At 34.0% G+C, this 11863-nt stretch carries 5 protein-coding genes and 1 pseudogene; 4 read left to right on the forward strand and 2 right to left on the reverse strand.

What is annotated here, in order from left to right:
- The 3 genes and pseudogenes from AC13CQ_RS12555 to AC13CQ_RS12565 all read left to right on the forward strand — a co-directional run.
- Positions 1-127: pseudogene (locus tag AC13CQ_RS12555) on the forward strand (IS982 family transposase); the annotation flags it as partial.
- Positions 117-4511 carry a CusA/CzcA family heavy metal efflux RND transporter gene (locus tag AC13CQ_RS12560; protein WP_482882927.1) on the forward strand — a complete coding sequence of 1465 codons (4395 nt, stop codon included), beginning with the start codon at positions 117-119 and terminating at the stop codon, positions 4509-4511. The pseudogene AC13CQ_RS12555 and the gene AC13CQ_RS12560, both read left to right, overlap by 11 nt.
- Before the next feature lie 50 nt (positions 4512-4561).
- Positions 4562-5776 carry an efflux RND transporter periplasmic adaptor subunit gene (locus AC13CQ_RS12565; protein WP_008616056.1) on the forward strand — a complete coding sequence of 405 codons (1215 nt, stop codon included), beginning with the start codon at positions 4562-4564 and terminating at the stop codon, positions 5774-5776.
- A gap of 281 nt (positions 5777-6057) precedes the next feature.
- Here AC13CQ_RS12565 and AC13CQ_RS12570 read toward each other — a convergent pair whose 3' ends face one another.
- Complete coding sequence (locus AC13CQ_RS12570; RefSeq protein WP_008616057.1) at positions 6058-7221, reverse strand: PepSY-associated TM helix domain-containing protein; 1164 nt, start codon at positions 7219-7221, stop codon at positions 6058-6060.
- Between the two features lie 234 nt (positions 7222-7455).
- Between AC13CQ_RS12570 and katG the strand changes: the two genes are divergently transcribed.
- The gene (gene katG / locus AC13CQ_RS12575; RefSeq protein WP_008616058.1) at positions 7456-9663 is read left to right on the forward strand and encodes a catalase/peroxidase HPI; all 2208 of its coding nucleotides are present in this window, start codon (positions 7456-7458) and stop codon (positions 9661-9663) included.
- Positions 9664-9826: 163 nt separating this feature from the next.
- On the opposite strand, the gene AC13CQ_RS12580 is transcribed toward katG, so the two are convergent.
- Positions 9827-11773: an insulinase family protein gene (locus AC13CQ_RS12580; RefSeq protein ID WP_083833529.1), complete on the reverse strand. Its 1947-nt coding sequence runs from the start codon at positions 11771-11773 to the stop codon at positions 9827-9829.
- Positions 11774-11863 lie beyond the last annotated feature (90 nt).

Genomic DNA, 11863 nt, shown 5'->3' on the forward strand with positions numbered 1-11863 from the left:
TGCTAAATCTTTTGAGGGATTCAAAAACAGAATATTATCTAAGATTACGGCTATGACGGTCATTCAATATATAAACATATTTGAATTCAACAGAAATATCAATAACCTAAAAATCAATATTGCCTAAATGCACAACGGGTAAGTTTATAATCGGACTATTAATGTTGGCACTTATAGGCGTAGGAATTTGGTCTATGAGTACTATTAATTTAGGTTCGGTTCCCGATATAACCAATAACCAAGTACAAGTAATTACGGTTTCTCAAAATTTGGCTACCGAAGATATTGAGCAGTTTGTAACCTATCCTGTAGAGCTGGCAATGGCTAATTTACCTGGAGTAGAAGAAATTCGTTCGATTTCTCGATTCGGACTTTCGGTGGTGACAATTGTTTTTAAAGACGAAAAAGGAACCTATCTGCCTAGGCAATTAGTCCAAGAAAAGCTGAATGAAGTAAAAGCTGAAATTCCAGAAAAATTTGGAAGCCCAACCATGGGACCTATTACTACAGGACTTGGAGAAATATACCAATATACTATTAGTCCGAAAGAAGGATTTGAAGATAAGTATTCTCCTACCGATTTACGAACTATTCAAGATTGGATTGTAAAACGCCAATTAGCACTCACCGAGGGTGTTGTAGAAGTAAATGCCTTTGGAGGAAATGTAAAGCAATATGAGATATCTATCAACCCTAATAAATTAAATGCAGCAAATGTTTCTATTGCTGAAGTTTTTGAAGCCCTTGAGAAAAACAATGTAAATACGGGTGGCGCTTATATAGAAAAGAATAAAATGGCAAATTTTATTCGTGGAGAGGGATTGATTCGATCTCTAGAAGATATTGAACAAATTGTTATAAAAACTGAAAATGGAATTCCAGTTTTGATAAAAAATGTAGCCGAAAAAGTTCAATATGGAAGTCAGACACGTTATGGAGCCTTTACTCAAGATGGAAGAGAAGCTGTAGGAGGAATGGTAATGATGTTGCGAGGAGCAAATCCTAATATGGTAATAAAAAATGTTCAGGAACGTATAAAAGAAGTACAGAAGTCGCTTCCTGAGGGCCTAGAAATCAAACCTTTTTTAGACCGAAGTTCCTTGATAGAGCGTACCACCAGTACGGTAAAACAAAACCTACTAGAAGGGGCACTTATCGTAATTTTTGCATTGGTTATTTTATTAGGAAGTCTTCGAGGGGGGATTATTACTGCAACCACAATTCCGCTATCCTTATTATTTGCTTTTATTTTGATGAAGCAATTCAATGTGTGGGCAAATTTAATGAGTCTAGGAGCCATTGATTTTGGAATAATTATCGATGGAGCAGTTATTATTATTGAAGGAACTGTGCATGAAATTCAGAAGCGACTACGAGCCAAGAAAAGTATGATTACAGCAGGAGAAATGGATACGCTTGCTTATAACGCAGGAAGTACGATGATGAATTCCGCTTTTTTCGGACAAATAATTATTCTGATTGTATTTACCCCTATTTTATTTTTAACAGGAGTAGAAGGAAAAATGTTTAAACCAATGGCATATACCTTTGGTTTTGCAATGATTGGAGCTATTTTTCTTTGCTTAACCTATGTCCCGATGATGGCTTCATTGTTTATGAAACCCATTCAAAATAAAAAAAGTGCTTTCGGAAGATTTGAAGTTAAGTTAGAAAATTTCAGCAGTAAAATTATTAACGCTATCCATACCGCATACCTTCCGTTACTTCAATTAGCTTTAAAATTTAAAATAGCAGTTTTAAGCATCGGATTTGTAGTATTAATTATTAGCGGATTTGTTTTTTCTCGAATGGGAGGTGAGTTTATTCCGCAGTTAGATGAAGGAGATATCGCCATGCAAGCACTTATTCGTCCCGGAAGTGGTTTAAGTGAATCTGTTGCTGTTTCTAAAAAGATTGAAAACATTCTTTTAGATAATTTCCCAGAAATAGAAACCGTTGTGGCTAGAATAGGAGTTGCCGATATTCCTACGGACCCGATGCCAATGGATATTGCAGATATGTATATTATTCTTGATAAGGATAAAAGTAATTGGGTTTCAGCGGAAAGTAAAGATGTACTTATAGAAAAAATGAAGGAGAAGCTGGATATTTTAGCGGGAGTTAATTTAGTTTTTAGTCAGCCTGTAGAATTACGTTTTAATGAGTTAATTACTGGAGTTCGAGAAGATGTAGCTGTGAAACTTTATGGAGAAGATCTCGATGTTCTTTCAAAAAAAGTACAGCAAATGGCAGAGATTATTCAAACAGTTCCTGGTGTGGGCGATGTTAATGCGGAGCGAATTTCTGGCTTACCACAAATGACTGTACGATACAATCGTCAAAAAGTGGCACAATATGGATTGGATATTGAAAAATTAAACATGTATGTAAGCACTGCTTTTGCTGGGGGAGTAGCAGGGCAGATTTTTGAAGGAGAAAAAAGGTTTGAACTTGTGGTTCGTTTGGATTCATCAAATAGAAAGAGTATAACCGATCTACAAAATTTGTTTATCGATTTACCCAACGGAACACAAATTCCAATAAAAGAAGTAGCAGATATTAGTTATCAGCCAGGGCCGATGCAGATTTCGCGTGATAATACGTACCGAAGAACTTATGTAGGAGTAAACACACGTGGTCGTGATGTAGAATCTGTAGTAAAGGATATTCAACAGCAATTAGATGAACAACTTTCGTTGCCTCCAGGTTATTATATTACGTATGGAGGGGAATTTGAGAATCTGCAAAATGCCAAATCTCGATTAGCCATTGTGGTTCCAATAGCGTTGTTTTTAATTTTTGTGTTATTGTACTTCGCATTGAAATCATTCTCACAATCTGTTATGATTTATATGGCAATCCCACTAGCAGCAATTGGTGGAATACTAGCACTTTGGTTGCGAGATATGCCTTTTAGTATTTCGGCTGGAGTTGGTTTTATTGTGCTTTTTGGAGTAGCCGTTTTAAACGGACTCGTATTGATAAATCGTTTTAATTCTTTAAAAGAAGAAGGGGTTACAGATATTAATGAGCAAATTTTTAAAGGAACAAAAGAGCGTATTCGACCGATTATGCTTACTGCTACCACCGATATTTTTGGCTTTCTTCCGATGGCATTTTCGAGTTCTGCAGGTGCCGAAGTACAACAACCACTTGCAACTGTAGTAATTGGCGGAATGTTAACAGCAACCTTATTGACTTTGGTAGTGCTTCCAGTTTTATATGCGTTGATTGAAGGAAGAAATAAAAATAAAAAGAAGATGAAATTGAATTTTAATAAAACTACGTTGCTTATTGTCGGCTTTTTAACGATTGGTTTTAGTGGTGTAGCCCAAAATGATACAAATGAGAATGCTCCATTACAGGAAATTAGTTTAGAAGAAGCCCAAGCGATGGCTCTAAAGAATTATCCGAAGTTAAAAGTAGCTAAACTCGCTATTAGAAGTGAAGAAGTAATGCGTAAATCTGCTTGGAATTTTGGGAGAACTCAAGTTTTTACAGGAAAAGAAGAAGTGGGAAATAGTTCGGATGGAGTATTTAATAAAATTGGAATTCAGCAGCAAGGAATAGACGTTTTTGGGATCCCATCTAAGCTAAAACTTCAAAAGGAACGAGTTATCTTGGCTGAAGATATGCTCGGACTGAGTAAAATAGAAGTGGAGCGAGACGTAAGTAAAGCTTGGATTGATGTGTATGTAGCAAAAAAAATATTTGATGTTTATAAGAGGTTAGATTCTTTATTTACAAGTATAGAAAGTGCATCAAAGTTGAGATATGAAATTGAAGAAACTTCCAAATTAGAATATTTGGCAACTTCAAATCAAGCAAGTCAAGTTAAAATTCAGCAAGAAAAAGCATACCGTAATTACTTGAGTTCTCTTCAATATTTGAATATGTGGTTGGTAAGTGATACGTTGTACACTATTCCCGAGATTTCTGTAAATACACTGGATAAACCGTTTGATTATAAGGTAGATTCTTTAACAGATCATCCAATTTTAAGTGTATCAAAACAGCAAATAGAAGTTGCCAATGCAATGAATGGGAATGCTAAAGCTTCTTTTCTTCCTAAGTTACAAGGGCAATACGCTCAGCAAGAAATAGCGGGGCAATCTGGGTTTTATCAATTTCAAGTAGGCTTAGAAATTCCATTGTTTTTTGGTCCACAATTAGGAGAGAGTCAGCAAACTAAAATTAAACAGCAAATAGCGCAGGAAAATTTTATTCAGAAAAAAATAGAATTAAAAACTCAGTATCAGCAGCAATTACAAGATTATTTAAAATGGCAAAATGCATGGTTTTATTATAAAGAAACAGCCTTGCCATTGGCCGACGAGCAAATAAATGGAGCTATAATAGCGTATAAAGAAGGTGCGTTGGACTATGTTTCTTTCTTACAAAATACACGAGATGCAATTAAGATTGAAGTAGATTCTTGGACTGCCTTTAAGGATTATTTTACAAGTAGATATCAATTGGCATATTATTTAAAATCCACTACAATTAACTAATCTTCAGAATATAATAAAGAGGAGTTTATAAAAAAAATAAAAATAAATACATGAAAAATCAATTATTAAAAACAATGTTTTTTGCAACGCTAATAGTAGGAATATTAGCGTCTTGTTCAGGCAAAACAAAAGAGACTTCAGACGGAGATAAAAAAGCTAATGAAGTAGCAGAAGCAGGGGAGGAAAAGCATGAAAATGGGACTTTAGAGCTTTCAGAATTAAAGTTTAAGAGTATAGGAATTCAGGTAGATACTTTATCCAAAAAGGCCTTATCTGGAATTATAGAGGCTAATGGCCAGTTAGAAGTTCCGCCACAATACGAGGCAACGGTAACCGCAATTATTGGTGCCAATGTAATGGATATTAAAGTTATAGAAGGAGATGAAGTTAAAAAGGGACAAGTATTAGGGACTATTTCGCATCCAGATTTAATTACTTTACAGACAAATTATATAAAAGCGTATAGCGATATGGTCTTTTTGGAACAAGAAAATGAGCGGCAGAAAAGATTATACGAAGCCAAAGTAGGTTCTGGGAAGGCGTATCAAAAATCAAATTCGGAAGTTACTTCTATAAAAGGACTTGTTAAAGGGTACGAGTCTCAATTGAGACATTTAAATATTAGTCCAGCTAAAATTCGCAACGGAAACATAGTGGAAGAAGTAGCCGTTGTGAGTCCCATAAAAGGTTTTGTAGAAAAGGTAACCGTTAATATTGGTCAGTATGTAAATCCGCAGGATAAAATGTTTATGATAGTAGATAACGATCATGTTCATGCAGATTTAATGGTTTTTGAAAAAGATGTTTTTAAACTGAAAGAAGGACAGGAAATTGATGTACAAGTACAATCTATTCTGAATAAAACATTAAAGGCAAAAATTTATTCTATAGGAAAGCAATTTGAAACTGCTCCAAAAGCTATTCATGTACATGCAGAGATTGATTATACAGATGAAAATTTGATTCCAGGAATGTATGTAAATGGAAAAATTCATACGGAAGAAACCATGGTATATGCACTTCCAGAGGAAGCTGTTGTAGAAGAAAATGGGAAAAAATATACCTTTTCTTCTGAAGAAGTAGTAGAAAATGGTAAAAACATATGGAAATTCACTCCGATAGAGATTAAAACAGGGATTTCTCACGATGGATGGGTAGAAGTAAAGTTTTTAGAAGAATACCCTAAAAGCACACAATTTATTAGCAACCAAGCTTATTATTTAATGGCAGAAATGAGTAAAGGAGAAACAGGGCACAGTCACTAAATCCCTCATTTGGGGTTTTATTCCCCAGAGCCTGTCCTGAATATTTTGGAGGATTCTACGTCGAAATGGATTAAAATATTTTTCCTTTGAATACCTCGTAGGCTTGCCTCGAGGTAGTTGATTTAATTTCATGAAAAATTCAATAATAAAACTTCAGTTATATGTTATATGGCTGGAGTTTTATTAATTAATACTGAGTTTTAATGAGTATAGTTATGTTGTAAAGAGAAGGGCAGAAGACTAATAATTATATCATGTAGCTTCCTGCATTTGCACAAAAATTACTTCCTTTTATTCCACCAAACTAAGAAGCCAGTAATAGGTAAACTAGCACATATTAAACTGATCAAAAATGCTATTATTTTTCCTGTTAAACCTAATACTGCACCAATATGGATATCGTAATTAAGCATATAAAGTTGATCAGCAAAATTGGCTTCTTCATATCTATCGGCTTTATTTCGATATAATTCAAGGGTGTATTGATCAAAATAATATTCATTTCGGTTGTAGTAAGTTTTATCACTTTGATATGCTATTATTTCGTAGGAATCGTCCTCTTCATATAAAGTAGGTGTAATATACATTCCTTGAAAGTCAGGTTCCTTTGTAACTACCTTATACCAAGCTTTATCAATTGCAGGAATGCTATCGTTTGGTTTGAATTCTATATTTTTTAAATTAGAGTGCGGGTGACTATGGGCAGCCATGAGATCTCCTCCAGAAGTAAGATAATACACCGTATTTGCAAACCATTGAAAACTCCACACCAGTCCAGTTACAGCAATTATAAAAGCAAGAATAAGGCTATAAAATCCTAAAACATTATGTAAATCGTAGTTAACGCGTTTAAAACTAGCTTTCCATTTTATTTTAAAACTTTTATTAAGATTGGCTTTATTCCATCTTTTTGGCCACCACATTACAATCCCCGAAATGAGTAAAACAATAAATAGTAAAGTACCTATTCCTACAATAGGGCGACCAATTTTTTCTGGTAACCATAACGATTTATGTCCGTTAATAATAAAAGTAAAAAAATCGAATTCATTAGCTCCCATTGTATGCTGTTTTTTTATGAATTTTCCAGAATATGGATTCATAAAAACAACAGAAAAATTAGGTTTATTATCCACCATATAGCTGTATCCTACAGCTGCAGCTCCATTTTTATTGGCATAGGTAAGACCTGTTGGTGTATAATTGGGCATATAAACAGCGGCAGTATCTATTAAAACACTAGGAGGAACAAACAACTTGTTTTCTTGCTCAACAAACCTCCATGGTTCTATAGCGTCTTTTATTTCTCTTTCGAAGGCATAAAAACAGCCAGTTATACTTACAATAAAAACGATAATTCCAGAAATTAAACCTAACCATAAATGAATTTCATCATTTATAATTCGGAAGATACTTTTCGTTTTTTTCTTTTTTACAGATTTCATTTAAAATAGCAAGCAATTAAAGCGGCAAATATAACTATTCGAGGGAATCCAGATTATTATTATTTATATTAAATTAAAATATAGATAATTAGCTTTTAAAAGTTTAAAATATTGAGTAAATTAACATCTATACTTGTATAAGTAAATTCGATAACATATAAGCGTATCATAGTTTAATGTTATGTATTTTTGAAGAAAGGATAATAGAATACTAATTTATAAATATATCAAAATATGACTTCCGACAACAATTTTTCACATGGTTCTACAGGTTCTGGAAAATGCCCATTCTCTGGGGCAGCTCCAAAACATTCAGCAGGAGGAGGAACATCCAATAAAGATTGGTGGCCAAATAGGCTTAAAGTAAATATTTTACGTCAGCATTCTTCATTATCAAACCCAATGGGAGATAACTTTAATTATGCTGAAGAATTTAAAAAACTAGACTACCAAGCCCTTAAAAAAGATTTACATGCATTAATGACAGATTCTCAAGATTGGTGGCCAGCAGATTTTGGGCATTATGGAGGATTATTTATTCGTATGGCTTGGCATAGTGCAGGTACCTATAGAATTGGAGATGGAAGAGGAGGAGCAGGCTCTGGGCAACAGCGTTTTGCACCGCTAAATAGTTGGCCAGATAATGCAAGTTTAGATAAAGCAAGAAGACTTTTATGGCCTATAAAACAAAAATATGGAAAGAAAATTTCTTGGGCAGATTTATTGGTTCTTACAGGAAATGTAGCCTTAGAATCAATGGGATTTAAGACTTTTGGTTTTGCTGGAGGAAGAGAAGATGTTTGGGAACCAGAAGAAGATGTTTATTGGGGATCTGAAACCAAGTGGTTGGATGATAACCGTTATTCTGGAGAAAGAGATTTAGAAGATCCGCTTGCAGCAGTTGTTATGGGACTAATATACGTGGATCCAGAGGGACCAAATGGAAATGGAGATCCAATAGCAGCCGCTAAAGATATTAGAGAAACGTTTAAGCGGATGGCAATGAACGATGAAGAAACTGTAGCGCTTATTGCTGGAGGACATTCCTTTGGAAAAACTCACGGAGCAGCAGATCCAGGAGAGTATATCGGAGCTGAGCCAGAAGCAGCAGCTATAGAAGATCAAGGTTTTGGATGGAAAAGTAGTTATGAATCGGGAGTTGGTGCCCACGCCATTACTGGAGGACCAGAAGTTACTTGGACTCAAACTCCAACAAAATGGAGTAATCATTTCTTTGATAATCTATTTAAATATGAGTGGGAAATGACTAAAAGTCCAGCGGGTGCTAAACAATGGGTTGCTAAAAATGCAGAGCCTACAATTCCAGATGCTTACGACCCTACAAAAAAGCATTTACCAACAATGTTGACAACAGATTTATCATTGCGTTTTGACCCAGAATATGAAAAAATATCAAGACGTTTTTATGAAAACCCTGATGAGTTTGCTGATGCTTTTGCAAGAGCTTGGTTTAAACTTACACACAGAGATATGGGGCCTATAGAACGCTATTTAGGACCAGAAGTACCTCAGGAAGAATTAATATGGCAAGACCCTATTCCTACTGTAGATCATGAATTGGTAAACGATTTAGATGTAGCTACTTTGAAAACTAAAATAATAGAGTCTAATTTAACAGTATCCGAATTAGTTTCTACAGCTTGGGCATCTGCCTCTACCTACAGAGGTTCCGATAAAAGAGGAGGCGCCAACGGAGCAAGAGTGCGCTTAGCTCCACAAAAAGATTGGGAGGTAAATAATCCAGCTCAATTGTCTAAGGTTTTATCAGTTTTAGAGGATATTCAAAACGAATTTAATAGCGGAACAAAAAAAGTTTCTATAGCAGATTTAATTGTACTTGCAGGAGCAGTAGGAGTTGAGAAAGCCGCCGCCGCAGCTGGACATAATGTTACAGTACCTTTTAAACCTGGACGTATGGATGCATCTGCAGAACAAACAGATATTGAGGCTTTTGAATATTTAGAGCCTTATGCAGATGGATTTAGAAACTATAGAAAAACTAAATTTGATGTTTCTACAGAAGAATTGTTAATTGACAAAGCTCAACTATTAACGCTTACAGCACCAGAAATGACAGTGCTATTAGCAGGAATGAGAGTTTTAGATACCAACTTTGATCAATCTAAACATGGAGTGTTTACCGCTAAACCAGGAGCATTATCAAATGACTTTTTAGTGAATTTATTAGCTATGGACACTAAATGGGAGAAAGTTTCTGAAGACAATGATGAATTGTTTGAAGGTAAAAACCGTAAAACAGGAGCACTTAAATGGACTGCTACCCGTGCCGATTTAATATTTGGATCTAATTCTGAATTAAGAGCCTTAGCAGAAGTTTATGCTACTGAAGATGCTAAAGAGCAATTTGTAAACGACTTTGTAGAAGTTTGGCATAAAGTAATGAATTTAGGAAGATTTTAATCTTGTACTAGATAAAAATGAAAAATCCAGTGAAGCTTATTTCACTGGATTTTTTTTATTGGTTTTATCTTTCATACTTTTAAAAGTAAGTATTTTGTCGGAGATAAAACCTCCTTCTTTTATTGATAAAATGATATGAAAAAATGAAATTTAAAATATGGTTCTATTGATTAAGATTCTCAGGAATTAAAATTGTTTCTACATAATTATCATTATTAAAATATGTGTTGGCTGCTTTTTTAAAGTAATTAGAGTCTACTTTTTCTAAATTCTTCTTATAATCCAAAATATCTTCAGGATTCCAATTGTATATCTCTGCACTTTTAAGCTTTGAACTCCAATATTGATTATATTTTAATCCATCTTTAGCGCGATTAATCCTTGTTTCTATAATTTTTTTTACGTCCTTTTCAGAAGCCCCCTTTTTTTTAATATCAGCTATTACTTCATGTACCTTATTTATTAAGACATCTCTGTTTTCAGGAGCACAGGTAAAGCGTATATGCATTCGATACCAATTATACGGAGTATCAGTAGAATACCCAGAAGCTTGAACACCATAAACTCCAGACATACTTTCTCTTAATTCTTCAGTAAGTTTTATTTTTAATAAATCTCCTAAAAGACTAATGGAGAGTTCTTTTTCTAATGTATAGTCAAGGGTTCCAGTATATCTTATATCTACCTTTGATTTATTTTCGTTTCCTTTTAGAATAGTATTTTTATGTACCCCTGTAATTCTGCGTAATCCAATATCCTTCCAATCACTTTTTTCAGTTTGATTTGAAGGAAGTGTTCCTAAATATTTTTTACTCAATTCTTTAAGCTTTTGAAGGTCAAAACTTCCTACAAAAATAAAAGTGAAACCATTGGCAGATGAAAAACGGTTTTTATAAAAATCAAAAGCAGTATCTAAATTTAATTCATTTTCTATCTGTTTTTCGGTAATAGGAATACCTCTTAGGTGATTATTCGTCATAATTCGACTAATCTCATTATCAAATACAGTATCAGGATTTAGTGAGTCATTTTTAGTGCCAGCAATCATACGTTGCTTGTCCGCTTCAAATTGTAATATATCCTTATTAGGGTTTGTAAAATATAAATGTAACATTGTAAGCATACGTTCTAGCTCTTCAGCAGTGCTACTTCCTGAAAATAACTCTTCATAAAAATTTATAAAAGGAGTTAAGGAAATGGTTTTTCCCATATTAAGTTTCTCTAATTCTAACCCAGATATATTTAGTATTCCGCTTGAACCTATAATACTTCCTGCATTTCTTGCTGAAACATATATGGAATCTGCAGCTAACGAACTCCCTCCTGGGCGAAATCCGCTAAGAGAAATTAAGTCATTTTGAAGTGTAGTAGGTTTTGCAATAATTGTAATGCCATTTTCTAATTTCCATTTAGAAACGTTTATTTTCTTATTATAAGAACTATCAATAATTTCCCCTTCTTTATCAATTGTAATGGCGATTTCTTTTTTTGCTAAAGAGTCTATATAAGGCTCTATACTCTCCGTTTCAATTTTACTCAACAGTTGTTTTATTGTTCCTTCTGAAGGAATATCAAGCCCTTCTTTTTCAGGTGCTTTTAAAATAATACTCAATCCTTTACTTACAACCCATTCCTTTCCAAGTTTATTAATATCTGCAAGCGTAATAGAAGGAAGTATCTCTTTATAGAAGTTGTATCTAAAGCTTTCTCCAGGGAAAGGATCGCTATAAGTAAAATTATCTATTAATTCTTCTACGTAATATTTAGAAGGAATTTTTCCTTTTTCCTTTTCAAATAATAATGCATTATTTAAAAGAAATGCTTTGTACCTCTTTAATTCAGTCTCAGTAAAACCATGTTTTTTAATTCTTATATTTTCTCTTAGTAAAACAGAAACACCTTCTTCTATTTGATTCTCCTTCAAGATTCCTCTTACATAGAATGACTCTTTATCTGCTAAAAAACTTCCTAAGCCTGCAGTGGAAGACAAAATAGGCGTGTTTTTTTCTAACTCAATTTCAGCAAGACGCTCCTTAAGCATTCCAGAAAATAAAGATCTAATGCAAAAAACGGGCATAGTATACCACCCACAGCGGATTAAATTGAGCATAGTGCGGCGGGTGAAAGTGAACCACCTACAGCGGACGAAAGTGAACCACTAAAAAATCGATTCTATTTGTAAAGCTTTAAATATCTTTTT

Source organism: Galbibacter sp. L-19, assembly GCF_056857615.1.